Annotated in this window: 25 protein-coding genes; 16 read left to right on the plus strand and 9 right to left on the minus strand. The window is 71.2% G+C overall.

Going from position 1 to position 26,984, the window contains the following annotated elements:
* Positions 1–14 precede the first annotated feature (14 nt).
* The 4 genes from ACFE7H_RS06220 to ACFE7H_RS06235 all read left to right on the plus strand — a co-directional run bounded on the left by ACFE7H_RS06220 (position 15) and on the right by ACFE7H_RS06235 (position 3,541).
* The gene (locus ACFE7H_RS06220) at positions 15–923 is read left to right on the plus strand and encodes an ACP S-malonyltransferase (RefSeq protein WP_375400380.1); all 909 of its coding nucleotides are present in this window, start codon (positions 15–17) and stop codon (positions 921–923) included.
* Positions 920–1,924, plus strand: coding sequence for a beta-ketoacyl-ACP synthase III (locus ACFE7H_RS06225; RefSeq protein ID WP_375400343.1), 1,005 nt, complete (start codon positions 920–922; stop codon positions 1,922–1,924). Before ACFE7H_RS06220 ends, ACFE7H_RS06225 begins: the two co-directional genes overlap by 4 nt.
* A gap of 102 nt (positions 1,925–2,026) precedes the next feature.
* The gene (locus tag ACFE7H_RS06230; protein ID WP_375400344.1) at positions 2,027–2,275 is read left to right on the plus strand and encodes an acyl carrier protein; all 249 of its coding nucleotides are present in this window, start codon (positions 2,027–2,029) and stop codon (positions 2,273–2,275) included.
* A gap of 27 nt (positions 2,276–2,302) precedes the next feature.
* Complete coding sequence (locus ACFE7H_RS06235; protein ID WP_375400345.1) at positions 2,303–3,541, plus strand: beta-ketoacyl-[acyl-carrier-protein] synthase family protein; 1,239 nt, start codon at positions 2,303–2,305, stop codon at positions 3,539–3,541.
* Between the two features lie 680 nt (positions 3,542–4,221).
* On the opposite strand, the gene ACFE7H_RS06240 is transcribed toward ACFE7H_RS06235, so the two are convergent.
* On the minus strand, positions 4,222–4,728 hold the full coding sequence (locus tag ACFE7H_RS06240; protein WP_375400346.1) for a DUF3145 domain-containing protein: 507 nt from the start codon (positions 4,726–4,728) through the stop codon (positions 4,222–4,224).
* Positions 4,729–5,036: 308 nt separating this feature from the next.
* On the opposite strand from ACFE7H_RS06240, the gene ACFE7H_RS06245 reads away from it, so the two are divergent.
* From ACFE7H_RS06245 to ACFE7H_RS06255, 3 genes are read left to right on the plus strand one after another with little or no spacing between them, the layout of a single operon-like run.
* On the plus strand, positions 5,037–5,651 hold the full coding sequence (locus tag ACFE7H_RS06245) for a PadR family transcriptional regulator (RefSeq protein ID WP_375400347.1): 615 nt from the start codon (positions 5,037–5,039) through the stop codon (positions 5,649–5,651).
* Entirely contained in the window at positions 5,648–6,364 is a 717-nt protein-coding gene (locus tag ACFE7H_RS06250; protein WP_375400348.1) for an ABC transporter ATP-binding protein, read from the plus strand. Before ACFE7H_RS06245 ends, ACFE7H_RS06250 begins: the two co-directional genes overlap by 4 nt.
* On the plus strand, positions 6,364–9,180 hold the full coding sequence (locus ACFE7H_RS06255) for a hypothetical protein (protein WP_375400349.1): 2,817 nt from the start codon (positions 6,364–6,366) through the stop codon (positions 9,178–9,180). Before ACFE7H_RS06250 ends, ACFE7H_RS06255 begins: the two co-directional genes overlap by 1 nt.
* 81 nt (positions 9,181–9,261) lie before the next feature.
* On the opposite strand, the gene ACFE7H_RS06260 is transcribed toward ACFE7H_RS06255, so the two are convergent.
* From ACFE7H_RS06260 to ACFE7H_RS06270, 3 genes are all read right to left on the minus strand, one after another.
* Positions 9,262–10,200: an NADP-dependent oxidoreductase gene (locus ACFE7H_RS06260; protein ID WP_375400350.1), complete on the minus strand. Its 939-nt coding sequence runs from the start codon at positions 10,198–10,200 to the stop codon at positions 9,262–9,264.
* Between the two features lie 68 nt (positions 10,201–10,268).
* On the minus strand, positions 10,269–11,000 hold the full coding sequence (locus ACFE7H_RS06265; RefSeq protein ID WP_375400351.1) for an SDR family NAD(P)-dependent oxidoreductase: 732 nt from the start codon (positions 10,998–11,000) through the stop codon (positions 10,269–10,271).
* Positions 10,997–11,650 carry a pyridoxal 5'-phosphate synthase gene (locus tag ACFE7H_RS06270; protein WP_375400352.1) on the minus strand — a complete coding sequence of 218 codons (654 nt, stop codon included), beginning with the start codon at positions 11,648–11,650 and terminating at the stop codon, positions 10,997–10,999. Before ACFE7H_RS06270 ends, ACFE7H_RS06265 begins: the two co-directional genes overlap by 4 nt.
* Positions 11,651–11,917: 267 nt before the next feature.
* On the opposite strand from ACFE7H_RS06270, the gene ACFE7H_RS06275 reads away from it, so the two are divergent.
* Genes ACFE7H_RS06275 through ACFE7H_RS06295 form a run of 5 tightly spaced genes read left to right on the plus strand, consistent with a single transcriptional unit; the run spans position 11,918 to position 16,677 of the window.
* Positions 11,918–13,021 (plus strand): ABC transporter substrate-binding protein, encoded by a 1,104-nt coding sequence (locus ACFE7H_RS06275; protein WP_375400353.1) that lies wholly within the window; start codon positions 11,918–11,920, stop codon positions 13,019–13,021.
* Entirely contained in the window at positions 13,018–14,097 is a 1,080-nt protein-coding gene (locus ACFE7H_RS06280) for a zinc-binding dehydrogenase (protein ID WP_375400354.1), read from the plus strand. The genes ACFE7H_RS06275 and ACFE7H_RS06280 overlap by 4 nt, the downstream gene beginning before the upstream one ends.
* A complete protein-coding gene (locus ACFE7H_RS06285; protein WP_375400355.1) occupies positions 14,094–14,906 on the plus strand; it encodes an ABC transporter ATP-binding protein in 813 nt (270 codons plus the stop codon). Before ACFE7H_RS06280 ends, ACFE7H_RS06285 begins: the two co-directional genes overlap by 4 nt.
* Positions 14,903–15,670, plus strand: coding sequence for an ABC transporter permease (locus tag ACFE7H_RS06290; RefSeq protein WP_375400356.1), 768 nt, complete (start codon positions 14,903–14,905; stop codon positions 15,668–15,670). The genes ACFE7H_RS06285 and ACFE7H_RS06290 overlap by 4 nt, the downstream gene beginning before the upstream one ends.
* Complete coding sequence (locus tag ACFE7H_RS06295; protein ID WP_375400357.1) at positions 15,667–16,677, plus strand: LacI family DNA-binding transcriptional regulator; 1,011 nt, start codon at positions 15,667–15,669, stop codon at positions 16,675–16,677. The genes ACFE7H_RS06290 and ACFE7H_RS06295 overlap by 4 nt, the downstream gene beginning before the upstream one ends.
* 50 nt (positions 16,678–16,727) lie before the next feature.
* Here ACFE7H_RS06295 and ACFE7H_RS06300 read toward each other — a convergent pair whose 3' ends face one another.
* From ACFE7H_RS06300 to ACFE7H_RS06315, 4 genes are all read right to left on the minus strand, one after another.
* The gene (locus ACFE7H_RS06300; RefSeq protein ID WP_375400358.1) at positions 16,728–18,428 is read right to left on the minus strand and encodes a bifunctional 3'-5' exonuclease/DNA polymerase; all 1,701 of its coding nucleotides are present in this window, start codon (positions 18,426–18,428) and stop codon (positions 16,728–16,730) included.
* Positions 18,429–18,476: 48 nt separating this feature from the next.
* Positions 18,477–18,986 carry an NINE protein gene (locus ACFE7H_RS06305; RefSeq protein ID WP_375400359.1) on the minus strand — a complete coding sequence of 170 codons (510 nt, stop codon included), beginning with the start codon at positions 18,984–18,986 and terminating at the stop codon, positions 18,477–18,479.
* Positions 18,987–19,100: 114 nt separating this feature from the next.
* Positions 19,101–19,964, minus strand: coding sequence for a DUF1684 domain-containing protein (locus ACFE7H_RS06310; protein ID WP_375400360.1), 864 nt, complete (start codon positions 19,962–19,964; stop codon positions 19,101–19,103).
* Between the two features lie 101 nt (positions 19,965–20,065).
* Positions 20,066–22,021 (minus strand): S9 family peptidase, encoded by a 1,956-nt coding sequence (locus tag ACFE7H_RS06315; protein WP_375400361.1) that lies wholly within the window; start codon positions 22,019–22,021, stop codon positions 20,066–20,068.
* A 200-nt stretch (positions 22,022–22,221) separates the two neighbouring features.
* On the opposite strand from ACFE7H_RS06315, the gene ACFE7H_RS06320 reads away from it, so the two are divergent.
* The gene (locus ACFE7H_RS06320; protein WP_375400362.1) at positions 22,222–22,491 is read left to right on the plus strand and encodes a hypothetical protein; all 270 of its coding nucleotides are present in this window, start codon (positions 22,222–22,224) and stop codon (positions 22,489–22,491) included.
* A 19-nt stretch (positions 22,492–22,510) separates the two neighbouring features.
* Here ACFE7H_RS06320 and ACFE7H_RS06325 read toward each other — a convergent pair whose 3' ends face one another.
* Positions 22,511–23,167, minus strand: a complete 657-nt coding sequence (locus tag ACFE7H_RS06325) for a methyltransferase domain-containing protein (protein WP_375400363.1) — start codon at positions 23,165–23,167, stop codon at positions 22,511–22,513.
* A 305-nt stretch (positions 23,168–23,472) separates the two neighbouring features.
* On the opposite strand from ACFE7H_RS06325, the gene ACFE7H_RS06330 reads away from it, so the two are divergent.
* The 3 genes from ACFE7H_RS06330 to ACFE7H_RS06340 form a co-directional block, all read left to right on the plus strand.
* On the plus strand, positions 23,473–23,709 hold the full coding sequence (locus tag ACFE7H_RS06330) for a hypothetical protein (protein ID WP_375400364.1): 237 nt from the start codon (positions 23,473–23,475) through the stop codon (positions 23,707–23,709).
* Positions 23,710–24,019: 310 nt separating this feature from the next.
* Positions 24,020–26,581: an ATP-dependent Clp protease ATP-binding subunit gene (locus ACFE7H_RS06335; protein WP_375400365.1), complete on the plus strand. Its 2,562-nt coding sequence runs from the start codon at positions 24,020–24,022 to the stop codon at positions 26,579–26,581.
* Between the two features lie 132 nt (positions 26,582–26,713).
* Positions 26,714–26,984, plus strand: a 271-nt coding sequence (locus tag ACFE7H_RS06340; RefSeq protein ID WP_375400366.1) for a hypothetical protein, incomplete at its 3' end; no start/stop codon positions are given.

Here is a 26,984-nt window from a genome sequence, read left to right on the forward strand (position 1 = left end):
GCAGGATGGTCGACGTGATCGTCGTCGTCGCGCCCGGCCAGGGCGCTCAGTCGCCCGGCTTCCTCGCCCCATGGCTGGAGGATGCCGACGCTCGTGAGCACCTGCACCGCCTGAGCGAGGCGGCCGGCCTCGACCTGGCGCACTTCGGCACCGACGCGGACGCCGACACGATCCGTGCCACCGAGATCGCACAGCCGCTGCTGGTCGCCGCCGCGCTGATCTCGTTCGCGGGCCTGCGGAACGCCGACGCTGCGGCGGTCGCGGGCCACTCGGTCGGCGAGGTGGCGGCGGCGGTGCTCGCGGGCGTCCTGAGCGAGGCGGACGGCATGCGCTTCGTGGCCGCCCGGGGGCGGGCGATGGCGGATGCCGCGGGCCGTGTGGCGACCGGGATGGCCGCGGTCGTCGGTGGTGACGAGCAGGCCGTCGTCGACCGCCTGGCCGAGCTGGATCTCACCCCGGCGAACCGGAACGGTGGGGGTCAGATCGTCGCGGCGGGCGAGCTGCCCGCTCTCGCCGCCCTGCAGGCCGACCCGCCGGCCCGCGCGCGGGTGATCCCCCTCACGGTGGCGGGCGCGTTCCACACCCGCTTCATGGCTCCCGCGGTCGCTCCGCTGACCGAGCTGGCCGCCTCCCTCTCCCCCGCCGATCCGCGCCGTCGACTCTGGACGAACCATGACGGCAGCGAGGTCGACTCGGGCGCCGCCTTCCTGGACCTGCTCGTCGGCCAGGTCGCCTCGCCGGTACGGTGGGACAGCACGATGGAGTCCTTCGCCGCAGCGGGCGTGACCGGCATCATCGAGCTCACCCCGGCGGGCACCCTGACCGGCTTGGCGAAGCGGGCGCTGAAGGGCGTGCCCACCGTCGCGGTGAAGACGCCCGTGGATCTCGCGGCCGCGAACGACCTGCTCGATCGGACAGCATGACCGCACTGCAGCACGCCACGGGCGCCCCCGGTTCCCGCATCTACTCGTACGGGGCAGCGCGCGGCGACCTGGTCGTACCGAACGACGACCTGGTCGAGCCGATCAACTCCTCCGACGAGTGGATCCGGCAGCGCACCGGCGTCGTCGAGCGTCGCCGTGCTTCCGCCGAGGTGAACGCCATCGACCTGGCCGTGACGGCGTCGACGGAGGCGATCCGGTCGGCGGGCATCCGGCCCGACCAGATCGGCGCCGTACTCGTCTCCACGGTCTCGAACACGGTGCAGACCCCGTCGCTCGCATCCCTGCTCGCCGAGCGGATCGGCGCCACTCCCGCACCCGCCTACGACATCTCGGCGGCGTGCGCCGGCTTCACCTACGGCATCGCGCAGGCGGACTCCTTCATCCGGTCGGGCCTGGCGCAGTACGTGCTGGTCGTCGGCGCCGAGAAGCTCTCTCAGTTCGCCAAGCCCACCGACCGGACGATCTCGTTCCTGCTGGGCGACGGCGCCGGCGCCGCGATCGTCGGCCCGGCGGCGGAGTCGGGGATCGGCCCGACGGTGTGGGGCTCGGACGGCGCCAAATGGGATGCGGTCGGCATGGATTCGACGCTCCAGGAGTACCGCGAAGGAGCCGGGCAGGTCGACTGGCCGACCCTCCGCCAGGAGGGCCAGACCGTGTTCCGCTGGGCGGTGTGGGAGATGGCCAAGGTGGCGCAGCAGGCCCTCGAGGTGGCCGGCGTGACCGCCGACCAGCTGGCCGCCTTCATCCCGCATCAGGCGAACATGCGCATCATCGACGAGTTGGCGAAGCAGTTGAAGCTGCCGGCGAGCGTCGCGATCGCCCGCGACATCGCCACGACCGGCAACACCTCCGCCGCGTCCATTCCCCTGGCGACACATGCCCTGCTCGCCGAGCACCCGGAGTTGTCCGGCGGGCTCGCCCTGCAGATCGGCTTCGGCGCCGGGCTCGTCTTCGGCGCGCAGGTCGTCGTCCTGCCCTGAAGGCCGCCCTCCCTGAAGAGCACGGCCGCCTCGCCAATACACTGGCAGCCGTTCATCGCCATCTCCCCCTTTTCCGTACCGCCCCTCGAAGGAGCACGCACCATGGCCCAGTCCACCGAAGAAGTTCTCGCCGGCCTCGCCGAGCTCGTCAGCGACGAGACGGGGATCGCGACGGACACCGTCGAGCTGGACAAGTCGTTCACGGACGACCTCGACATCGACTCGATCTCGATGATGACGATCGTCGTGAACGCCGAGGAGAAGTTCGACGTGAAGATCCCGGACGACGAGGTCAAGAACCTGAAGACCGTCGGCGACGCGGTGCACTTCATCGTCGCCGCGCAGCACTGAACCGCTAGGGGCGAGGAGCCGCATTCCATGGCAGGACAGTCCATCGTCGTCACCGGGATCGGCACGTTCTCGCCGCTCGGCTCCTCTGCGCCCGACACGTGGGCGGCACTGCTAGACGGCGCCTCCGGTGCCCGGCACCTGGACTACCCGTGGGTGGAGGAGTTGGCGCTGCCGGTGACGTTCGCCGCGCAGGCGCATGTGCAGCCGGAGGAGGTGTTGGACCGCATCGAGGCGAAGCGGCTCGACCGCGGCAGTCAGTTCTCGCTGCTGGCCGCGCGGGAGGCGTGGGCGGACGCGGGCGAGCCCGAGGTGGAGCCGGAGCGGCTCGGCGTCGACTGGGCGACCGGCATCGGCGGCGTCTGGACCCTGTTGAACGCGTGGGACACGCTGCGCGAGAAGGGTCCGCGGCGCGTGCTGCCGCTGACGGTGCCGATGCTGATGCCGAACGCGCCGGCCGCGGCGATCGAGCTGGAGTTCGCCGCGCGTGCGGGCGCGCGCACGGTGGTGTCGGCGTGCGCGTCCAGCACCGAGTCGCTGGCCAACGCGTTCGACCACCTGCAGTCGGGGCTCGCGGACGTGATCATCGCGGGCGGCACGGAGGCCAGCATCCATCCGCTGCCGCTGGCTGCGTTCGCCGCGATGCAGGCACTGTCCAAGCGGAACGACGACCCGCCCGCGGCGTCGCGGCCCTACGACTCGAACCGGGACGGGTTCGTGCTGGGCGAGGGAGCGGCGGCGTTGATCCTGGAGACCGAGGCGCACGCCGTCGCGCGGGGCGCGCGGATCTACGCCCGCGTCGTCGGTTCGGCGGTGACGAGCGACGCGCACCACATCACGGCGCCCGACCCGGAGGGCTCGGCGGCGGCGCGCGCGATGATCGCGGCGATCGAGCAGACGGGGCACGCCCGCAGCGATGTGGTGCACATCAACGCGCACGCGACCAGCACGCCCGTGGGTGATATCGCGGAGTACCACGCGCTGCACCGCGTCTTCGGTGACGGCCTGGACGATGTGGTGGTGACGGCGACGAAGGCGTCGACCGGGCATCTGCTGGGTGCTGCCGGAGCGATCGAGGCGATCTTCACGGTGAAGGCGCTTGCCGAGCGCACGGTACCGCCGACGATCAACCTGACGGCGCAGGATCCGGCGATCCCGCTGGACGTGGCGACCTCGCCGCGCGCGCTGCCGCCGGGCGACCTGCTGGCGATCAGCAACTCCTTCGGCTTCGGCGGCCACAACGCCGTCGTCGCCTTCGCGACCGCCTGACCCAGCGCGCTCCGTCCCCAGCACGTCAGGTCCGCGGCATGCCCGTCCGGAGCACGACAGCAGGACAGGGTCCCGACAGCAGGCTGCTGGTCGACCCACAACCTGCCGTAGCGCCCCTGTCCTGCTGAAGAGAAATCGATCGATGTCGAGTGGTGGATACGACAAGCGTCTGTCGCCGCCGCCCTCAGCCGGCCTCGATGTTCACTTCTCGACGCGTCGCGGCGTCGATCACGTGACGATCTGAACCTGCAACCGAACGGCGCTTCGCTGAAGGTTCAGTTCGTGACGCTGTACGGCGGCGGAGGCGTCAGTAACTGAACCTTCACTCCCGCCGCAGCCGACCTGCAAGACGGGAGCCTCGGCCCCCGCGCGGGCGGAGGCGTCAGGAACTGAACCTTCACTCGCGCCGCAGCCGACCTACGAGACGGGAGCCTCGGCCCCCGCGCGGGCCGAGGCGGACAACCCACGACCCGCGCCGCAGCAGCGGCGGCGCGGCAAATGAACACAGTGAAGAGCCCCCGTCCGGTACCCATCCGGTCGGGGGCTCTTCTGTCGCAGATGCTGAGGTTCGAGGGCCGCTACCCTTACAGCCCGAACGCAAGAAAAGCGCATCCGGCGACGTCCTTGACGGTATCCATTGGGCTCCTTCCGGCCCCGGATGACACGCCGCGTGGTGCGGGTCAGACCGCCGATCGGTGGAGCCAGGTGACGGAGTTGGAGCCGATCGCGTGGCGGAAGGGTTCGAGTTCGTCGTCCCAGGCCTGGCCGAGGGCGAGTTGCAGTTCGCGGTGCAGGTCGACGACGCTGCCGCCGGCCGAGTCCATGGCGGCGCGGATGCGATCCTCGGGGATGACGACGTTGCCGGCGGCGTCGGTCTGAGCGTGGAAGATGCCGAGTTCGGGCGTGTGCAGCCAGCGGGCGCCGTCGACGCCACCTGCGGCGTCTTCGGTGACCTCGTAGCGCAGGTGCTCCCAGCCGCGCAGCGCTGATGCGATGGCGGCTCCGGTTCCGGGCGCGCCTTCCCAGTAGAAGTCGGCCCGCTGGGATCCGCGGAGCACGGGCTGCTCGGCCCACGAGAAATTGACGGCGCGGCCGATGGCTCGACCGGCGGCCCACTCGACGTGGGGGCAGAGTGCCCGCGGTGAGGAATGCACGTACAGCACGCCTCGGGCGGCGATGGTGACCATGGTTCTTCCTCCGTTCGATAGGTGCGTCTTCCCCAACGACCTGGTGAACGGATTACCCCCGGTACCACCGGTATGAAATTAGTGCGGCCGCTTACGGCCACTGCGGAAGTATGCCGGACGACACGCCGGAATCACAAGCGTGCAGTTCGCCCTTCGGCGCGCCGCAGCGGACGAATCGACGACACGCCGACGAAGATCGGCGGAGCGAGCAGTACCGAGTATCCATATACCGGGTACATACTTCTCGGCACACACTTCTCGACGATCGGAGACGACCGGTGACGGTACGGCAGAGCCTGCTTGCGATCTTGGACCAATCCCCCTGTTACGGGTATCAGCTGCGGGGTGAGTTCGATGCCCGCACGGGCGGTACCTGGCCGCTGAATGCCGGCCAGGTCTACTCCACGTTGGAGCGGCTGGAGCGGGACGGCCTGATCGCGAGCGACGGTGCGGACGGCGAGGGCCGGGTTCGCTACTCCATCACCCCCACGGGGTCGTCGGAGGTGCGGCACTGGTTGTCGGCGCCCGTGCAGCGGCAGGCGGCGCGCGACGAGCTGGCGATGAAGCTCGCAGTCGCCGCCACCCTGCCGGGAGTGTCGATCGCCGATGTGATCCAGATCCAGCGATCCGCGACGATCGCGACGCTGCAGGAGTTGACCCGCACCAAGGCGGCATCGGTGGCGCCGAACTCGTCCGCCGACCTGGCGTGGTCGCTCGTGGTCGAGTCGATGATCTTCGCGGCGGAGGCGGAGGTGCGCTGGCTGGACCACTCGGAGGCCGCCATCGCCAGGGCGGTGCGGTCCGGCGTCGTCGCCGCGCCGCCGAGCGACGATCTGCCGCGCCGGGGCCGTCCGGCCCGGGCCGTCAGCACTGCCACCGCAACCACCGCAACCACCGCAACCACCGAGGAGAACGCACGATGACCGCCCTACTGCATCTGATCGGGGTCGGCCAGCGCTACGGCACGGGCGAGGCCGCGGTGACCGCGCTCGACGACGTGGATCTGGAGGTCGCCGCGGGCGAGCTGGTCGCGGTGATGGGCGCCTCCGGCTCGGGCAAGTCGTCCCTGCTGACCGTCGCGGGCGGCCTGACCCGCCCGACCAGCGGCGAGGTGCTGATCGACGGCGTCGCCCTGGGCAGCCTGTCGGCCAAGCGGATGGCGGCCTTGCGTCGCACGACGCTCGGCTTCGTATTCCAGGACTACAACCTGGTGCCGACGTTGACCGCCGTCGAGAACGTGGGCCTGCCGCTGGAACTGGACGGCTGGCCCCGCCGGCAGGTGCGCCGCGCCGCCCTGGACGCGCTCGCCTCGGTGGAGCTCTCCGACCGGACCGGCTCCTACCCCGACGATCTCTCCGGCGGCCAGCAGCAACGCGTCGCGATCGCGCGGGCGGTCGTCGGCCCGCGGCGGCTGATCCTGGCGGACGAGCCGACGGGCGCCCTGGACAGCCAGACCGGCGAGACGGTGCTGCGGATGCTGCGCGGGCGGGTGGACGCCGGGGCCGGCGGCATCCTGGTGACGCACGACGCCCGCCACGCGGCGTGGGCGGATCGGATCGTGTTCCTGCGTGACGGCCGCATCATCGACCAGCGTCGGGCGCCGCAGCCCGAGTCCCTGCTCGCGGGTCACCGCTGATGCGCCCCGTCCGTGCCCGCTGGGCGGTCGCCCTGCGGATCGGCCGCCGCAGCGCGCTGCGATCGTGGGGCCGCAGCCTGCTGATCGTGCTGCTGATCGCGATCCCGATCGCGGGACTCGCGGCGGCGGCGCTGGTCGTGCAGAGCAGCATTCCGACCACGGCGGAACGGCTGTCGGCGCAGCTGGGCCGCAGCCAGGCCGTGCTGGAGGTGCGCGGCTACCCCGACCCGGACGCGGTCCAGGACCCGACCGACATGAACCGCTACAGCTTCCCCTCGCAGGAGGGATCGGACGGAGCAGACGAGCAGACCGGAACCTACGCCGACCCGGCCGCCCTGCTGCCGAGCGGCACCCGCATTCTGACCGTCGGCTCCACCAACGCCACATTCCGGACGCCGACCGGCTTCGGCAGCTTGACCGTGACGACCGGTCCGAGTTGGGACCCCGCGCTGCAGGGCCGCTTCGCGCTGCTCAGCGGCCGAGGACCGAAGGCTGCGGACGAGGTCTCCGTATCCCCGGCGGCGCTCACCCGGCTGGGCGTCCGACTGGGCGATACGGTCACGATCAGTCGGCCGATCTCCGCGACCGTCCGGGTGGTCGGGATCGAACGCGACCTGCAGATGCCCTTCGACGACCAGCAGGTGTTCGCACCACAGGCGACGTTCGCCGGAGCCCCGACGACGAACGAGGCGGACGAGACCTTCAGCAAGGTCTACTACCTGCCGGACCACGTGGTCTCGTGGTCGGAGCTGCAGAGCCTGAACAAGCAGGGTGTCGTCGGGCTGTCGCGCACCGTCGCGCTGGATCCGCCACCGACGCCGTCGGTCATCGGCGAGCAGTACGGCGGATCCGACTTCACGGCCGCGATCATCGTCGGCGGCCTCGGCGCCGCGTTCGCCGTGCTCGAAATCGCGCTGCTCGCGGGCGCCGCCTTCGCCGTGGGCGCTCGCCAGCAGCAGCGGATGCTCGCGACCGTCGCCTCCGTGGGCGGCGACCGTTCGGTGCTGGTGCGGATCATCACCGGCGGCGGAGTCGTGCTGGGCGCCGTGGGCGGACTGCTCGGGGTTGCCCTCGGCATCGCCGCCGGAGCGGTGTACCTGCGGATCGTCGACAACGGGAACGTCACCCAGTACCCCGGATTCCACGTGCCGGTCGTCTGGCTGGTGCTGATCGCCGCCTTCGCCGTCGGGGTCGGCTGGCTCGCGGCGGTCGTGCCGGCCCGCGCGGCGGCGAAGCTGGATGTGGTGCGTGCGCTCCGCGGAGCCCGGACGCCGCAGCGCGTCGGAGTACGCCGACCGACGATCGGCCTGCTCCTGCTGATCGTCGGCATCGCCGCCTCCATCGCGGGTGGCGCCATGCTGGCCGCCGTCGAAGGCAGCGACACGGTTGGCCAGTCGAGGTTGTACCAGGTGGGCACGCTGGTGCTGCTGGGCGGCGGTCCGATCCTGGCGCAGATCGGCGCGCTGCTCTGCACCGGCCTGCTGCTGCGCTCCGTCACCCGTCTGCTCACCCGCGCGCCGCTCGGCACACGCCTCGCGGCGCGCGACACCTCCCGCAACCTGGGCCGCACGGTCCCCGCCGTCGCATCGCTGATGACGACCGTGTTCCTGGCCGTCTTCATCATGTGCATCGCAAACGCGAACTCGATCGAGTCGATCCGCACGTACGGCTGGCGGGCGCAGCAGGGGCAGATCATCAGCGCCGTCTCGAGCACGGAGAAGGGCGGACCGTCGGCCGCGACGGGTACCGCCTGGGCCGCTGCGGTGCGCAAGGACCTGCCCGTCTCGAACCTGGCACTCCTCTCGTCCTCCCCGCAGGGTGTCGACGCGGAGAAGCCGTCGGCCCGGAAGCGCGACGCCATCCCGTTCGTCGCCCCGATCGCCGGCGCGGAGAACTGCAGCGGGATCACGGTCGACCGAGTCGGCGCGAAGTGCGGCAGGTTCTCCTCCAGCTACTCCGGTACCTCGACCGCCGTCTGGACCGGCTCCGTCGCCGACCTCGCAGTCCTGCTCGGCAGAGCGCCGAGCACCGCGGCACAGCGGGCGCTCGCGTCGGGCGGTGCGGTGTCGCTGCTGAGCGATCTGGTTCAGGACGGTCACGCGACACTTCAGTGGTTCACGCCGAAGCAGGTCACCGAGAGCCAGGGCGGCGGCGGCATACCGCTGGACCAGGACAACAAGCCGATCCCGCCCGTCCGCTCCAGCCGGCTGCCTGCGGTGGTCGACCTGCCGCGCAATCCTCTGCCGTACTCCCTGTTCGTGTCGCCGGCGACCGCCGCGGCCCTGCACATCCGGACCAGCCCGCAGCAGGTGGTCGCGACGCTCCGGCAGCCGGCCACCGACCGTCAGCTGGATGCGGTCAACAATGAGATGAGCGGCATCTCCGGCCTCCCGGGCTCGTACTTCCTGGAGACGGAGAACGGCCCCCTGGACACCGGCGTGATCTTCGCCTGGTCGGCATTGTTCGCCTGCCTGGTGATCGCCGTGTCGGCCGGTGCGACCGCGATCGGGCTCGCCCGCGTCGACGGCAGAGCGGACGACGCCACACTGCAGGCGGTCGGGTCCTCGCCGCGCATCCGGCGCACCGTCGCGTTCGTCCAGGCGCTGATCGTGTGCGGCCTCGGCGGCCTGATCGGCACGGCCCTGGCGCTAGCGGCCGCCGCCGCGCTCGGGCCGGCGTCGGCGTCGCTGGCCTTCGCGCCGCCGTGGCCGCAGGTGGTGCTGATCGTGGTCGGCATCCCGCTGGTGCTGGCCGCCGGCAGCTGGCTGCTCGTCGGCAATCGCGCCGTGATCGCCAGGCGGCCCGCGATCGGCTGAGTGGAAGGAACGGGTCGTGCGAGTGGATCGCCGTCGGCCGACAGCGTGGTCGGGAACGACGGCGATCCGCTCGTGCACGGATCAGGGGATGAGCGCGATCTTGCCGCCGGGGTGCTGGTCGGCTAGGAACTGCAGCGCCGCGATCGTCTCGGACAAGGGGTAGGTCTTCGCGACCGGGACGACCAGCTTGCCCTCGGCGGCCAGTTGCACCAGATGGGCCCGCACCTCGTCGCGGAAGGCGCCGCTCGCAGCGTCGCCGCCTCCGACGGCCGCGAAGCCGTCCTTCGGCGCCCGCTGGAACGCCGCGATCGTGACCAGCCGGTCCTTCGACACGAGCGCCAGGGACGTATCGACCGCCTCATCGGTGCCGACGCAGTCGTACGCGGCGTCGAACCCGTCGGGCGCCAGCTCGCGCAGGCGCTGCTCCAGCCCCTCGCCGTACGTGGTCGGCTCGCCGCCGAAGCGGCGGACGGTGTCGAAGTTGCGCTCGCTGGCCGTGCCGATCGCCCGCACGCCGATGAGCGCGAGCTGCTGCAGCAGGCTGACGCCGACTGCGCTCGACGCGCCGTGGATCAGCACGGTCTGCCCGGCCTGGGCCGGCACGATGCGCAGCATGTCCGCGGCGGTGGTGCCCACGAGGAACAGGTTGGCGGCGGCCGGAAAGTCGAGGGTGTTCGGCTTCGCGAACACGTCCGAAGCCGGCACCGTGATCAGGTCGGTATAGCCGCCGGTGACGCGGAACGCGAGCACGGCGTCGCCCACCGCACCGCCGCCGGACGCGATCTGCGTCCCCTCGCCGATCGCGCTGATCACGCCGGCCACCTCGTAGCCGAGCGGCAGGGGCAGCTTGGTCTCGTCGCGGCCTCGGTAGCCGCCGATCCCCTTGAAGTCGGTGGGGTTCACGCCCGCGGCGCGCACCTCGATGGTCACCTGCCCATCACCCGCCGGGGGCACCTCGTCGTGGTAGGCCTGGATCTGGTCTGGGCCGCCGTACTGGGCGGCCTTCATCTGTACTGGCATGCCTCCATCCAAGTCCCGCCGCACTGCCGGTTCCCTGGATGCCGACGGCGTCCCCGCGCACGCAGCGGCTACTGCATCACCATCCCGCCGCTCACGTCGAGCGCCTGCCCCGTGAAGTAGGAGCCGCCGTCGGAGACGAGGAACCGCGTGATCGCGGCGACGTCGTCGGGGGTGCCCAACCGGCCGAGCGGAGAGAGGGCCGTCCAGGCCTCGACGTCGTGCGCCGACCGGGTGGCGGCGCCCATCTCGGTCAGCACGTAGCCGGGGCAGAGGGCGTTCACGGTGATGCCATGCGGTCCCCACTCGGTGGCGCCGGCACGCGTGAGTGCCACCACGGCCGCCTTCGACGCCGCGTAATGCGCCTCGCCGGCGCCGCCGCGCTTCGCAGCCATGCTGGCGATGTTGACGATGCGGCCTGGCGTGCCTCGCTCGATCATGTCCGCCGCCGCGCTCTGCATCGTCAGCAAGGTGCCGCGGGCGTTGATGCGCAGCACCCGGTCCCAGTCGTCGGCGTCGATGTCGATGAGCGGCCCCTTGCCCAGGATGCCGGCGCTGTTCACCAGCACGCCGACGCCGCCCAGGTCGGCGATCGCCTCGGCCATCGCGGCGCGGGCGCTCGCGACGTCGCCGACGTCCGCCTGCACGAAGACGCCGCCGATCGCCGCCGCGGTCGACCGTCCGGGCTCGTCCAGCAGGTCGAGGATCGCGACGCGGTAGCCGTCGGCGGCCAGGCCGCGGGCGATCTCGGCGCCGATGCCGCGCGCGCCGCCCGTGACGATGGCGGTCCGCAGCGCCGTCACGCCTGAATCCGTCCGTGCGTCCACCCGTCGGCGGACCGCGCGTAGTGAACCCGCCGGTTGAGCGAGCCCGCTCCCGGTTCCCAGAACGTGGCCGAGTCCGGGCGGACGCGGAACCACGCCCAATACGCGGGACGCGGAAGGGGATCTGCGCGGGAGGCGAGGTCGTCGAACGCCGCCCGCTGCGCCTGCTCGTCGTCGAGGGCGCGCCCGTGGAAGGACACGCTGCGCGCCGCCTGCACCACCCGCGGCTCCGCCCGGAATCTGCGGTCGTTCTCGTCGTCCGCGGCGATCTCGACGACGCCGGAGAGGTTGACCGAGCGTTCGACGCCGGGCCAGTAGACCGAGACGGCGGCCCGTCCGGTGGCCGCGATCTCGACTCCCTTGCGACTGCCGAGGTTGGTGCAGAACACGAGGGCATCCGGCTCGATCTCGAGCAGTTGGACGATGCGGCTGGACGGCGCTCCGGTGCGGTCCGCGGTGGCCAGGGTCACGTACTCGGGCGTGACGACGCCGAGCGCGCGGGCCGTGGCGTACCACTCCCGCAACAGTTGCAGCGGTCGATCGGGCAGGTCGCCGACGACGGAGGCGAACGTCGGGGAGTGCGGGCTCCGGGATTCCAGAGCGGTCGCCGTTCCGACTTCCTGGGTCATGACTGCCCTTCCCTGTACTGCCGCGCCGACCGCCCGGGCGACACCGACCGGTGGCGCCCGGCACCAGTATCGCTCCCCACGGCGACGCAGAATAACGATTTACGAGGTCGAAACACGCCGTCATTCGACGGTCACATGGGGATGGTTGGCTGCCGTAAATCGATTCGCTCCACACCGAGCGAGTCGACCTGCACTGCCGCGGTATGGGTACCGCACCGTCACGACCTCGTCGCCGATCGAACCGGCTCGAATCGAAGGAGAGCAGCAATGCGCACGACCAACCGGGCCAGGCGAGTCGCCGGCGCCGTCCTCGGGGCCCTGACCCTGGTCGCTCTCAGCGCCTGCGCCGGGCAGTCCTCACCCGCCGGCCCCGCGTCCGGCAGCAGCGCCGCATCCGGCCTGATCAGCGCGGACCGGTGCGCGAAGAACAAGGCGGCCGGCAGCATCACGTTCCTGACGAGCTACGCCTATGCGGCCAGCACGGGCATCCTCGATCCGGTCGTCGCGGCGCAGCGCGGCTATTTCAAGGACCTCTGCCTCGACGTGCGCATCCAGCCGGGGTCCACCAACGCCCAGCTGGTGAGCGCCGGCAAAGCGCAGCTGGCGGGCCTCGGCAGCGCCAGCGATGTGATGACCGCGGCAAGCGCCGGAGCGAAGATCACGGGGATCGCGACGTACGGCAACACCCCGGCCATCACGCTGATGTCGCTGGCCGACAGCGGCATCACCTCGTTGAAGGACTTCTCGGGCAAGACGCTCGGCTACAAGGACGCGATCCCTCCGCAGATCCAGTCGATGCTCGAGACCGCCGGCGTGACGGGGGTCAAGTGGGTGTCGGTGGGATACGACCCGATCATCCTGGCGCAGAAGAAGGTCGACGGGCTGACCGCCTACATCTCCAACGAGCCGCACGCGCTGGCGGTCAAGGGCGTCAAGGTCACGCAGTGGGATCCGGGCTCGTACGGGATCAAGTCGACGTTCAATACGCAGATCGTGAACACCGAGTGGGGCAAGGCCAACCCGACCGCGGTCGAGGACTTCCTGCGGGCCTCGCTGCACGCCTACCAGTGGATCAACGCGTCGAGCGCGAACCTCGACACCGCGATCGGCTACGCCGCGACCCTCTCCACGGCCGGCTACGACAAGCCCGGCTCGGTGTTCCGCTGGAAGACCGAGGTGGCGCTGATCGCGAAGAGCCAGCCGAGCGGAACCGCCCTCGGCCAGCAGAGCGTCGCGCAGTGGACGCCGGAGGCGCAGGCGCTCGTGAAATACAAGATCCTGAAGACGGCGCCGACGGTCGCGAACGACCTGACCACGACCTACATCGATGCGATCTACCGAGACGGCACCCTCGTCTGGCCTGCGGGGTGAGGGCCTGGGTCCAGTCGGCGTTCGGCGGGCCGGAGGTGCGGCGGCTCGACGAGGTCGACCCGCCCCGGCTTCGGCCGGACGAGGTACTCGTGCGGGTCGCGGCCGTCGCGCTGAACCGGCTCGACCTGCTGCAGCGGGAGGCGCCGGTCGTGCAGACGTTCCAGCTCCCCCACATCGCCGGCATGGACATCGTCGGCACGGTCGCCGGGTCGGGCGGCGGCGCGGCGGCGCCGGATGCGCCGACAGTCGGCAGCGTCGTGCTGGTCGATCCCGTGGTCAGCTGCGAGCACTGCGACTTTTGTCTCGCCGACCTGCCGATGTACTGCCGGCACCTGCGCACCATCGGCTCGTCCCGGCCGGGCGGATTGGCCGAACTGGTCGCGGTTCCGGCGCGCAACCTGCACCGGCTCGACGTGCGCGCAGACGATCTGGAGGCGCTGGTCGCGTTCGCATCGGTCCCGGTCGCCTCCGTCACCGCCTGGCATGCTCTGCACGGCGCCGGCTCGATGCGCGAGGGCGAGACGGTCGTCGTCCCGGGCGCCGGCTCGGGCCTCGGCACCGCGGGCGTGCAGCTGGCGAAGCAGGCGGGCTGCCGCACCGTCTCGCTCATCGGAGCGGCCGGCAAGCGGAAGGCGGCCGAACGGCTGGGTGCGGACCTGGTCGTCGACCGGCGATCGACCGACTGGGTCGAGGCGGTGCGGGAGTTCACGCAGGGACGCGGGGCAGACCTCGTCTGGGACCACGTCGGCGGAGCATTCCTGCAGCAGGCGATCGACGCGACCCGCGTCGGGGGCCGAATCGTGCTGTCGGGCACGACCGCGGGCGGCACCTCCACGATCGCGAACACGAGCGTCTTCCACTGGGGCCGCACCCTCGTCGGGCACGGCGGGTACTCGCGGCCCGAGATGGCGGCCACCATCGACGCGTACGTGCGCGGAGCGATCGAGCCGGTCGTCGACAGCGTCTGGGCCTTCGAGGAGCTGCCGGCGGCCGAGGCGCGACTGGAGTCGGGCGACTTCTTCGGCAAGATCGTCGTCATGGGATCCGACCTGCCCACGCCCGCGGCCTCCCGATGACCGGGGTCGGATCGGCCGATGCGGTCGCGGTGCGCGGCGTCGGCAAGTCGTTCGACGGCCGAGCCGGCGCCACGCGTGCCCTCGACGCCATCGACCTGACCGTGGGCGAGGGCGAGTTCCTCACCCTGTTCGGCCCGTCCGGTTGCGGCAAGTCCACGCTGCTACGGCTCATCGCGGGGCTCGATCAACCCTCGGAGGGCGTGATCCACGTGCTCGGCTCGGTCCCGGCGCAGGCGTCCAAGCGCAAGCAGATCGCATGGGTGCCCCAGAACCCCGCGCTGCTGCCCTGGCTGTCGATCCGGCGCAACGCCGAGCTGCCGTACCGGATCAATCGCCGCGCCGACGTGGATCCCGCCCCGGGACGCAGCCCGGAGCGAGCCGAAACCGTGCTCGCCGAGCTCGGCCTCGGCGATTTCCTGGACCACCTGCCCGGGCAGCTCTCGGGCGGGATGCGCCAGCGGGTGGCGATCGCTCGCGCATTCGTGCAGGGCGCACCCATCATGCTGATGGACGAGCCGTTCTCGGCGCTGGACGAATTGACGCGCGACACCCTGCGGCTGCGGCTGCTCTCGCTCTGGAGCGCGTATCGGCGGTCGGTGGTCTTCGTGACGCACTCCGCAGCGGAGGCGGTACTGCTCTCGGACCGTGTCGTCGTGATGTCGCCGCGGCCCGGTCGGGTGGCCGCGGTGATCGAGGTCGACTTCGACCGCCCGAGGGATGCGGAGCTCGAGGACACCCCCCGGTTCGCGGCCAAGGTCGCCGAGGTCAAGCGGGCCCTCCGGCTCGGCGGCGGAAGCGACGCGCCATGAGCACGTCGGAGGCGACGTCCGGTCGGCACGTCGGCGGCATCGCCCTGACGGTGCTCGCGCCACTGGTGCTGTTCGTCCTGATCGCGGTGCTCTGGGAGCTCGTGGCCGTCGCCAATTCCAGCCTGCTCCCGCCGCTGCAGACCGTGTTCGCCGAGCTGGTGTCGCGGCCGCTGTTCTATCTGTCGAACCTCTCCTCCACCCTCATCGCCGCGGTGGCCGGCTTCGTGATCGGCGGGATCGTCGCGATCGTGCTCGCCGTCGCGGTGGTCTACGTGCGTGTGCTGCGCGCCGCGATCCTGCCGCTCGCCCTGCTGGTCAACGTGACTCCGATCGTCGCGATCGCTCCGGCACTGGTCGTCGCCTTCGGGTTCAACGCGGTTCCGCACATCGTGGTCGCCGCGCTCAGCGCGTTCTTCCCGGTACTCATCAACGCGATCTCGGGGCTGACGGCGGTCGACCGGGAAGCGCTCGACGTCTTCCGCGCCATGTCCGGCTCGCCGTTCGAGATCTTCGTGCACCTGCGGGTCCCCTCCAGCCTGCGCTACGTGTTCGCGGGCGCCCGACTCTCGGTGACCGCCGCAATGGTCGGGGCGGTGGTGTCGGAGTTCACCGGGACGGTGAGCGGGATCGGCGCCGTGATCATCACCGCGACGCAGTATCTGAACCTGGCGCAGATGTGGGTCGGCATCCTGTTCGCGGCGGTGGCCACCCTGCTGCTCCTGCTGCTCGTCGGCTTCGTCGAGCGTCTGGTCGTGCGCTGGTGACGACGCGCAGCATCCGATTGATCGAGGTGGCCCTGCGAGCCGGCGTCAGCGTCGCCACGGCGAGCAACGCGCTGAGCGGCAACCGGTACGTGAGCCCGGACTTCGTGGAACGGGTGGTGCGGGCCGCCGAGGAGCTCGACTACCGGGGGAACCACAGCGCGCGGTCGCTGCGCACCGGCCGGCTGAACACGATCGGGCTCGTCGTGCCGGACGTGACGAACCCGTTCTTCGCCGAGATCGTCCGCAGCATCGAGCGGTTCGCCGCCGAGACCGACCGCTCCGTGGTGCTCAGCAACACCGACTTCGAGCCGGCGCGGGAGTCGACCGCGCTGTCGAGCCTGCGGTCGTCCACGGACGGGCTGCTGCTGCTGTCGACCGGCCCCGATCTGCCGGCGGTGCGCGCGCTTGTCGAGTTCGGTCTTCCCGTGGTCGCCCTCGACGAGATCGTGGAGGTGGCCGGTGTCGGCGGGGTGTACTCCGACAACGAGGCGGGCGGCCGGCTGGCGGCGCGCCACCTGGTCGAGCGCGGCGCGAAGGTGCCCGGCCTGATCGAGGGCCCGCCGAAGCTGCCGACGGCCGCGCTGCGCCGACGCGGCTTCGAGGCCGAGCTGCACCGACTCGGCGCGCGGCTCGATCCGGCCCACGTCGTTCAACAGCCCTATTCGCTCGACGGCGGCCGCGCGGGTACCCGCGCGCTGCTGGCCGGCGGGCAGGTCGACGCGATCTTCGCCTCGACGGACATGCAGGCGATCGGCGCGGTATTCGAGAGTGAGGATCTGGGCTACGGGGTGCCGGATGAGGTGCTCGTCTGCGGATTCGACGGGATCAGCTGGTCCGGCCGCATCCGCCCCTCGCTCACCACGCTCCAGCAGGATGTCTCGGGACTCGCCGGGCAGGCCTTCGATCTGCTGGTCGCGATGATGGAGACCGGCTCGCCGGCTCGCGACGTGATCCTGCCGGTGCAGTTGATGCCCCGGGAGTCGACGGCACGTCGAGTGGCTGGCTGAGCGCCGCTGGTCGTGCTCGCGTCGCCGGCGTCGGGGCCTGGCCGCCCGGCTCAGCCGGCGTCGGAGTAGCGGTCGACGATCGCGGTGTCGAGCGGGAAGTCGATGGGAAAGTGGCCGAACAGGGTGCGACCCGCGGTCACCGCCGCCTGTTCGACGGCCTGCGCCGCCTGCTGCGCCAGGTGCGCCGGGGTGTGCACGATCACCTCGTCGTGCAGGAAGTACACCAGGTGGGGCTGTTCGGCGGTATCCGGAGCGATCGCCGCCAGCCGCGTGCGCAGGTCGGCGAGCCAGCAGAGCGCCCATTCGGCGGCGCTGCCCTGCACGATGAAGTTGCGGGTGAAGCGGCCCCGGTCGCGGGCGATCGAGCGGGCGCGCTGCGCGGGTATGTCGTCGCCGCTCGGTTCGATACCCGGCCGGAAGGCGGCGGCGTGCACGCCCTGCGGCGGCGGGGCGGTGCGGCCGAGCAGTGTGCTGACCACCCCGCCCCGCTCGCCGGTGCGGGCCGCCTGCTCCACGAGGCCCAGCGCCTTCGGGAACCGATGCGACAACCGGGGCACGAGGCGACCGCCCGGCCCACTCGTGGCGCCGTAGAGCGCCCCGAGCACCCCGTACTTGGCGCTCGCCCGATCGGGAACGGCTCCCGTGGCCACGATGCCCTCGTACAGGTCGCGGCCCCGACCGGCATCGGCCAGCGCGTGGTCGCCGGCGAGGGCGGCGAGCACCCGGGGCTCCAGCTGGGCGGCATCGGCGACGACCAGGCGCCAGCCCGGGTCGGCGACGACGGCGCCACGGATCTGCTTGGGCAGCTGCAGCGCGCCGCCACCGCGGGTCGCCCAGCGGCCGGTGACGACGCCGCCGACCAGGTAGTCGGGCCGGAAGCGGCCGTCGGCCACCCACGTGTCGAGCCAGTGCCAGCCGTTGGCCGCGAGCAGGCGGGCGAGCTTCTTGTACTGCAGCAGCGGCGCGATCACCGGGTGGTCGACCTGCTGCAGCGCGGAGGAGCGAGTGGATTCGACCGCGACACCGGCCAGCCGCAGACTGCGCAGCAGGTCGGGGGCGGAGTCGGGGTTCAGCCGCGGCGCGTGCAGCTCGTCGCGGATGCGGGTGACGAGCACCTCGACCCGCTGCGGCCGCACCCCGTCGGGCGGACGCGGTCCGGCCAGGTCGGTCAGGATGCGGTCGTGCTCCGGCGCGCTCCACGGCAGGCCGTCCCACGCCATCTCTGCAGCCGCGAGGGCGCCGGCGGACTCGAGCGCGAGCAGCAGCCGGATGCGGCTGGGCGCGGCGCACCCGATGATCGCCACGAGCTGGCGGGCGAGCTCGTCGACGGGTCCCGCGGTCGCCGCCGTCTCGCGCTGCAGCTCGAACAGGCCGCCAGCCTGCGGCGCCGGGTCGGGCGTCCCGTCCCAGTCGTCGAGCGGGACATCGGTGAAGGAGGCAGCGGTCAGCTCGGACCGGCGCAGCACGGCTCGAGCCAGCCGCAGGTCGTGTGCCCGCCGCACCCGCACGCCAGCGCTGAGCAGCGCCGGATAGACCTGCTGCGTGTCCCACACCCATCGCGGATGCGCCGACTCCAGCGTGCGGACGCGCTCGGCGAGCTCTGCGGCCCCGAGTCGCTCCTCCGACCCGACCGGACGGCCCGCCCCATCCGCGGCCCGCAGCACGAACCCATCACCCCGCCGCTCGATGATGTACTGTGCGGCGCCCGCCGTCGGTGCGCGAAGCACCTCCAGAGGCTGGGCGACCTTCACCCCTCCGACGTTACGAGCGCCCACCGACAGCGCCGTTGACCACCCTGATCACGAGCGCGGACGAATCGCCTTCACATTTGCCGCACGCACGAAGCCGGGTACGAGGAAGAGGTCGACGAACGCCCGAATCCCGACGACGGCGAGTAGCAGATACCCGATGCCCACGAAGCTCAGGATGAAGCCGAAGATCCACATCAGCAGCATCGCGAGCCCAGGCCCCCTGCGTCCGAGATAGAAGTCGTGAATACCGAGGCCGCCAAGAAAGAGCAGCAAGAGATAGGCGACTCCCACGCTCTTCTGGCCTTGGTCGATGCTCGGGGCCTCGACGAGCGGCTTCCGCCAGTCCTCCCAGCCCACACCGTTCCAGTACCGGAGTACGCCGGGTACCCCCGGCTCCTGGAACCACCCGGGCGCCGGAAGGGGCGCGACCGACGTCGAATGCGGTATTACCAGCGGCGACGCTGAGGGTGCCGGTCTGACCGCGGGAACGGCGGCCTGAGGCTCTATCGGCTCACGTGAGACGTTCTCGGGCTGCGCCCACTCGTGATCGGAGTTCATCTCAGGAGCCAACTTTCTCGGGTACTCAAAAACTAGAGTGCCGAAAAGGCCATGACCACTCCCCCGAAAGCGTTCCAGATCGATAAATACGAAATGCTCGTCGACGACTCCAGCTCAGTGCAGGGGCGTGCCCGCTTTGGAGAGCACGTTCTTCTCGCCGGCCTCGATGCGGAACGGGAACCGATTCTGCTTCGGCGGCATGGGACAGTTGAAGTTGTAGCTGAACGCGCACGGCGGCAGAACCGCGTAGTTGAAGTCGAGGGTGATGGTGCCGTCGGCGTTCGGCGCGATGAAGAGGAACCGCCCGACCCCGTAGGTGTCGTCGCCCGTGGAAGCGTCGGCGAACACCAGCTGCAGCCGCTTGCCGTCCTTGAACGCCGCGATCCGGTACTCCTGGCCCTGCAGGGTGACGGCGATGTCGCCGGGAACCGGCAACTCGCGGGTGGCGCCCTCGTCCTTCACGTGCGAGAAGCCGAGCGTCGTGCCCTCGGGGTTGGGCGTGAAGGTGCCGTTCACGACCCACTCGGGGTTGTACGGGAACGCGTCGATGGCAGCGAACTCAGCAATGAACTCGGATTGCGCGTCCCAGACGCGCAGCGCGTACTGGCCGTCCTCGCCCCGGATGACGAAACCCGTGGTGTGGTCGTCGAACTGGATGGATCCCGGCTGGTCGTGGTCCTTGCCCCGGACGACGGCGCTGCCGTCGACCGGCTGCCCGTCGACCAGGATGCCGTCGGCCGCGGTCGCGGTGACGATCAGCCCGGACTCCCCCGCCGGCACCGGCGCCCAGGTACCCGGCACGCCCCAGATGGTCTGCTGCTCGCCGACCCACTGGGTGTTGATGAGCGCAAGCGGTCCGGTGGGCAGCTGCACCACCTGCTCGCGGCGGGCATGGAAGCGGTCGTAGCGCTCCCCAGGCGTCGCGGGTGCGGGCACCGATGCCGGAGTGGTCGAAGGTGCGGTGGCGGTGTCGGTCATGGTTCGGATCCTCTCGCAGGTGTCCGACACAACCCCGCGGGGGCGCCGCGCCTTCCCGAGCCGCCGGAGGTGCCGGAGCTCCCGAGCCGACCCAGGTGCGGTCAGCTCGCGAGCGGCAGCACCGGCACGCCGGGCGGCTCGAACCCCAGCACCTGCCCGTAGAAGGAGAGCGTCGCCTCCCGCGCCGCGATGATCGTCTCCCGACCGCGGAACCCGTGGCCCTCGCCGGCGAACTGCAGGTAGGCGTGCGGGATGTGCCGTGCGGCCAGCGCGTCGCGGAACATCTGCGACTGCGCCGGCGGCACCACCTTGTCGTCCAGCCCCTGCAGCAGCAGGACCGGGCAGTCGATGCGGTCGACGTGGTTGATCGGGGCGCGCTCCGCATACAGGTCGGCCCGCTGCGGATAGGGGCCGACGAGGCCCTGCAGATACTGCGATTCGAAGTCGTGGGTGCCCTGCAGCAGCGCGACCAGGTCGGCCACCCCGTACCGCGATGCGCCGCAGGCGAAGACGTCGCTGTTCGTCAGGGCGGAGAGCACCGTCCAGCCGCCCGCCGAGCCGCCCTCGATCGCCAGCCGTGCCGGATCGGCGAGTCCGGCCTGCGCGAGGCCGCGGACCACGGTGACCACATCGTCGATGTCGACCACGCCCCATTGCCCCCGCAGCCGGTTCCGGTAGGGCCGGCCGTATCCGGTGGAGCCGCCGTAGTTCACGTCGACCACGCCGATGCCGCGGCTCGTGTAGTACACGATCGCCCGCGACTGCATCGGGCCGGTGTGGCTGGTCGGGCCGCCGTGCACGAACACGACGTAGGGCGGCAGCTCGCCGGCCGGAGGGGTGAAGTCGGCGTTCCGCGGCGGGTAGACGACGGCGTGGACACCGTCGAAGTCGCGCTCCGCCGGTGCCGGCACGATCGCGTCGGGCAAGGCGTCGGCACCCGCCCGCACCACTCGGCGGGTGCCGGCCGCCAGATCGAGTTCGTGCAGCGCGCCGGGCTCGCCGGCTGCCTCGTCGATCACGAGCACGCGGTCGCCGCGGGCCGCCTGCCACTCGGTCCGGCTGCGGCCCACCGCGAGTCGCACCCGCTCGCCCGTGCCGGGCCCGCCGCTGGAATCGGGACGGAGGAGTTGTTGCTCGTCACTGCCGAGGGTGGCGGTCAGGGCTATGCGGCCGTCGGGCAGGGGCAGGTACCACCGGGTGTCGAGCACCCAGAGCGGTCCGCCGGTCTCGCGCTCGCCCGGCGCCAGCGGCTCCGGTTCGCGCTCCGGTCCCCCGCCGACGAGCGGAACCCGCACCAGATTCCACCACCCGGTGCGGTCGGTCAGCGCCAGCAGTGCGCCGTCGGCGGTCCACTCGGGCTGCAGCACCGACTCGGCAGTGCCGCCGAGCACGGTGCGCCACTCGGTGACGCGGCCGTCGGTCAGGTCACCGACCCGCAGCTCGGTGCCGTCCCAGGGCATGTTCGGGTGGTCCCACGCGATCCAGGCGAGCTGGGAACCGTCGGGCGAGATCGCGGGTTGCGCCAGAAAGCGGGAGCCGCCGACCACACTCGTGACGGGTTGCGCATCGTCGGCCGCCCTGCCGTCCAGGGGCACGAGTACCAGGTCGCGCACGACGTCGGTCGGGCGCTCGCCCGTCATCGTCTCGCGGACAGCCAGCACCGCGTCGCCGACGCGGACCAGGCCGCCGAAGTGGGTGGCCGCGTTCTCAGGCGTCAGCGGCATGGGGGTGCCGCCGGGTTGGTCCAGGCGGTAGAGGCGCTGACTGTGGAACTCCACGAACGCCAGCACGCCGTCGTCGCCCGCGCACCACTCGCCTCCGCCGTACTCGTGCACCTGGCTGCGGGCGTTCCACGGCGCCGGCAGCACCGGCTCGGGCTCACCGTCGGCGCCGATCCGGAACACGCCGACGCGGCGCTCGGCAGGTACCGGCTCCGACCACCAGATCTGATCGCCGACGTAGGCCGCGGCGGTCGGAGTGTGCGAGGCCGCCGCGACGGCTGCGGCAGTCAGCGGCGAGTTCCAGGTGCCGTACGGCGCGACGGTCGGCTCGGTCATGCGCACGACGCTACGGGGATGGGCCGACCGGAGTCGAGCGGCACTGCGCGCACCACGGTGCCGCTGACGAACGGGCGTCCCCTTCCCCACTTGTCGAGGACAGCTTCGAGTCGTACAGTGACGGAAACCGAACATGTCTTCTACCGATGACGGTCCGAAGACGTCGTTCCACGCACGTGATTCGAGGGAGAGGCACCACGATGCACACCCGGACCGCCGAGCAGGATCGCACCGCGCAACTCAGCCTGCGGCAGGACGGCTGCCCGCAGGCGTTGGTGTGGCAGCAGCGGCAGTACGTCGTCACGGACGCGCCGACCCGGCTGGAGGACGCGCTCGACATGCTGCTGACCCATCCGCTGCCAGTCGTCGGCTGGCGGTTCCAGGGCACCGCGGTCGATGGCGGCGAGGTGCTCGTCTTCGACGTGCTGCGCTTCGGCCGCAGCTGGAGTGTCGTGCGCACGTACTGCTGAGTCGGCCGACAGCCGTCGGTCATTCCGCGCGCAGAGCGGTGACCGCGTAGAGGGGGTCGCCGCGATAGCTGCCGCCCTGGTCCTGCGGGGCGGGGGTGCGCAGTTCGGCGCGCGGCTCGGTGAAGCCGCCGGCGCGCCGCAGGTACTCCGCTACCACCCCGCAGCGGCCGGCGTCGTCGAGCGACAGCCAGCCGTGCACGGCCTTGGTCGGAAAGCAGCGGTTCGAGAAGGTGAGCACCACCGGCGCACCGGGTTTCAGCACCCGGGCGACCTCGGCGAGCACCTCGGTGGGCTGTACCAGATAGTCGATGGAGACGCAGCAGACGGCCGCGTCGAAGACCCCGTCCGGCAGCGGCAGCACCGGATCGCGGTTGAGGTCCTGCACGATGCGCTCGGTCGCCGCGGTGTTCGCGGCCAGCTCGGCGCGGTTCATCCCGAGCACGGTCAGCCGGGCAGGGGGCACCTGGAAGTGCGAGATCCACGACGACATCAGGTCGAGCACCGTCGTGGGCCGAGGGGCTGCGCCGTCGATCCCCAGCTCGGCGTACAGCGCACCGACCGCGGCGATCGCTCCCTCGTCGATGTGTGTGACCAACCGAGGGGGCGCGTAGAAACGGTCGTCGCTGCTCGGGTCGTCGCGGTCGAAGAACCAGCTGGGAAAAACGAGGTCGGTCACCCGCCCACTGTCGCTCATCCGCCCGAAGGTGTGCGGAGGGCGACCACCTCCAAGCGCTGACGCCGCCGGCCGACGCCACCCAGTACCGACATCACCCAGTACCAACACCATCCCCTACCGCAGCCGTCCTGTACCGCAGCCGTCCCCCATCCGACGGACCGGTGGTCGGTATCGGGGGACAACGACCTGGGAGACGCCCCGAAAATATCGGACTCTCTCGCCGTGTCCGCGCTGTTTCGGGGGACGAAGTGGTTCTGTGTGCGTACCCACTACCGCAGGCAGCAGCAGTAAGGAGCAAGGTGACCATGAGCGTTCTTCCCGTCCACATCCCGTCCATCGGACGATGGAGCTTCGCTCCGTTCGTCCGCGTCCTGACTCCCAAGGTCCGTGAGGCCGAGCCCGCCGAGTCAGTGGCGTTCGACGACGCCGAGGGCGAGGAGTGGGTGCGCCAGCCGCTGCCCATGCCGCTCTTCGTGGCGTCCACGGTCGCCGGTTCGCTCGCGATGATCCTGAGCGGCGTCGGTTTCCTCGTGCTCCGCTGACTCGCCGGGCGCCGACCCCCCTCGGCGCTCGCTCGCGGCTCGCTCCGGCCCCCGCCGGAAGTGCCGGAGCAACAACGGGCCGCGCCGCCAGCCGGCCCCGGAAGTGGGTCGGCAGGATCGGGCATGTCTCCCCCCGACCGGTCCGCCGGATCCACCTTCCCGGGCACGCGGCGCGGCCCGTCGCGGCACTACTCCGTCAAGCCGGACCGGGTTGAGCGGATTCCACTCAGCTTTCTGCCGAACGGGAATGATCCCGCTCCTCCTGCGTTACCTTGAGTCGAAGGCGCTCAAGTCGATCTCAGGAGGTCTCGTGCCACAGTTCACCGGTTCCGGCAGCAGTGACGGCTCGTTCGACGAATTCCTCGCCCGACTGCTGCAGAGCCAGCAGTCCGGCCCCGCAGGCCGTCCAATCGACATCGGCCGGCTGCTCAGCCGGCGCACCCATGCCGTGGTTGGCTCCGCGGCGCGTTTCGCTGTCGAGCACGGCCACGCGGAGGTGGACGGACTGCACCTGCTGCACGAACTGGTCAGATCCGAACAGGCGCTCGGCATCCTGCGCAGCGGCGGCATCGACACCGACTCGCTCCTGCACGCCATCGAGGAGCGGCTGCCCGCAGGCGGCGAACGCATCGGCGGCGCTCCGGCCCTGACGCCGTCCGCGCAGCGCGCGCTGCTGGAGTCAGCCCAGATCGCGCGTGCGTTCGGCTCCACCTATGTGGACCCGGAGCACCTGTTCTTCGCGTTCGTCGCCGACCAGCAGGCCATCGCGGGACAGTTGCTGGCCGCGCACGGCGTGACGCCGGAGAAATTGCAGTCGATCGCGCAGGGCGGCGGCGCCGAGTCGGTCGGCACCGGGGCCACCGGCAGCCCGGCTGCCTCCGACTCCGAGACGCCCACCCTGGACCGCTACGCCACCGACCTGACCGCACTCGCCCGCGAGGGCAAGCTCGACCCGGTCGTCGGCCGCGCCGACGAGGTCGCCCAGACGGTGGAGATCCTGCTGCGCCGCACCAAGAACAACCCCGTGCTGATCGGCGAGCCCGGTGTGGGCAAGACCGCGATCGTCGAGGGCCTGGCTCAGCTGATCGCCGACGGCGACGTGCCGCAGCTGCTGCGCCGCAAGCGCCTGGTCTCCCTCGACCTGACCGGCATGGTGGCGGGCACCCGCTACCGCGGCGACTTCGAGGAGCGCCTCACCAAGGTGGTCGACGAGATCGTCGCCCACCGGGACGAGCTGATCGTCTTCCTGGACGAATTGCACACGGTCATCGGCGCGGGCGGCGGCGGCGGCGAGGGCGGCATGGACGCCGGCAACATCCTGAAGCCGCGCTTGGCTCGCGGCGAGCTGCACCTGATCGGCGCGACGACGCTGAAGGAGTACCGGCGCATCGAGAAGGACGCGGCGCTGGAGCGTCGCTTCCAGCCCGTCACCGTCGGCGAGCCGTCGATCGAGGACGCGGTACTGATCCTCGCCGGCCTGCAGGGCCGCTATGAGGCGCACCACGGCGTCACCTACTCGCCCGAGGCGATCCGCGCCTCTGTCGAGCTGAGTGCTCGCTACGTCACCGACCGCTTCCTGCCCGACAAGGCGATCGACCTGATCGACCAGGCCGGCGCCCGCAAGCGCCTGAGCCTGCGTGGCACGCTCGACGTCGCCGTGCTGCAGGCGCAGGTGGCCGAGTTGGAGTCCGCAAAGGCGAAGGCGGTCGCCGCTGAGCAGTACGAGGAGGCCAGCCGCATCCGCGACCAGGTCGAGGCACTGCAGCAGCGCATCGAGGACGAACAGTCCGCGCCTGCTCGGACCGCTGCGGAGTCCGTCATCGGTGAGCGCGAGATCGCCGAGATGGTCGCGCGCGCGACCGGCATCCCTGCCGCCCGGCTCTCGCAGGGCGACCGCAGCCGCCTGGCGAAGCTCGAATCGGAGTTGCACGAGCGGGTGGTCGGACAGGACGACGCGGTCGCTTCGATCGCCCGATCGATCCGGCGCAGCCGCACCGGCATGGGCGATCCGCGTCGCCCCGTCGGCAGCTTCCTGTTCCTCGGCCCCACCGGCGTCGGCAAGACCGAGCTGGCGAAGGCCCTGGCCGGCAGCCTGTTCGGCGACGAGAGCGCGATGCTCCGCTTTGACATGAGCGAGTTCGGCGAGCGCCACACGGTCAGTCGGCTGGTCGGTGCTCCTCCCGGGTACGTCGGTTACGACGAGGCGGGTCAGCTGACCGAGCGCGTGCGCCGGAACCCGTATTCGGTGGTGCTGCTGGACGAGATCGAGAAGGCGCACCCGGATGTCTTCAACCTGCTGCTGCAGGTGCTGGACGATGGCCGCCTGACCGATGGCCAGGGCCGCACCGTCGACTTCCGCAACACGGTCGTCATCATGACGTCGAACGTCGGTTCAGAGTTCCTGGCAAGCCGCAGCGGTGCGCTCGGGTTCGTCGCTCCGGGCGGCGACGCGGCGGGCGGCTTCGCCTCGCAGAAGGATCTGCGCGACCGCGTGTGGGGCAAGCTGCGCGAGGCCGTGCGGCCCGAGTTCCTGAACCGCATCGACGAGATCGTGCTGTTCCGCAAGCTGGACCGCGCGCAGCTGCGTCAGATCGTGCAGCTGCTGGTCGGCGAGACCGCGGCCCGGCTGACCCGCCAGGGCATCGGCTTCGAGATCGCGGAGTCGGCGGTCGACTGGCTGGCCGAGCACGGGTACGAGCCGGAATACGGCGCCCGCCCGCTGCGCCGGCTGATCCAGCGGCAGGTGGAGGATCGGATCGCCGACGTGATGGTCACCGACGAGTTGACGGAGGGCGACGCGGTACGCATCGACGCGGACGGCGAACAGCTGACCGTGATCGCGGACCGCCAGCGGGAGCCGCTCGCGGCCTGATCAGCGGTCGATCGTGGGCCCCGGCTTCTCCATGAGGCCGGGGCTTTCGTGCTCCCGTGAGGCATTCTGGGCGCCTTCTCCTCGAAGGAACTGTCGATCGGGAGTGTCGGTGGTGTGGTGTTGAGTAGCGTCGTGTTCGCAAGTCGGTTCGACGCAATGGCGGCCGGAGGGCCCGATCCGTGGTTCGATCCGGACGTCGATGACGAGTTCCTGCAGTCCCTCCCACCGGAGGCGTGGGATCCGCCGGACCCGGACGACGATCTCCTGGATGCGCCCATCGAGCTCGGGACCGCGGCGGCGACAGATCAGGCCCTGATCCGGCTGCGCAAGACCACGCGGTGGAGTCATGTGTCGGAGGCCCGCCGGTTCGAGGCGCTGCTGCTGTCGATGGACGCCATCCACG

Origin of the sequence: uncultured Amnibacterium sp. (assembly GCF_964250715.1) — a bacterium.
Taxonomy (GTDB): Bacteria; Actinomycetota; Actinomycetes; order Actinomycetales; family Microbacteriaceae; genus Amnibacterium.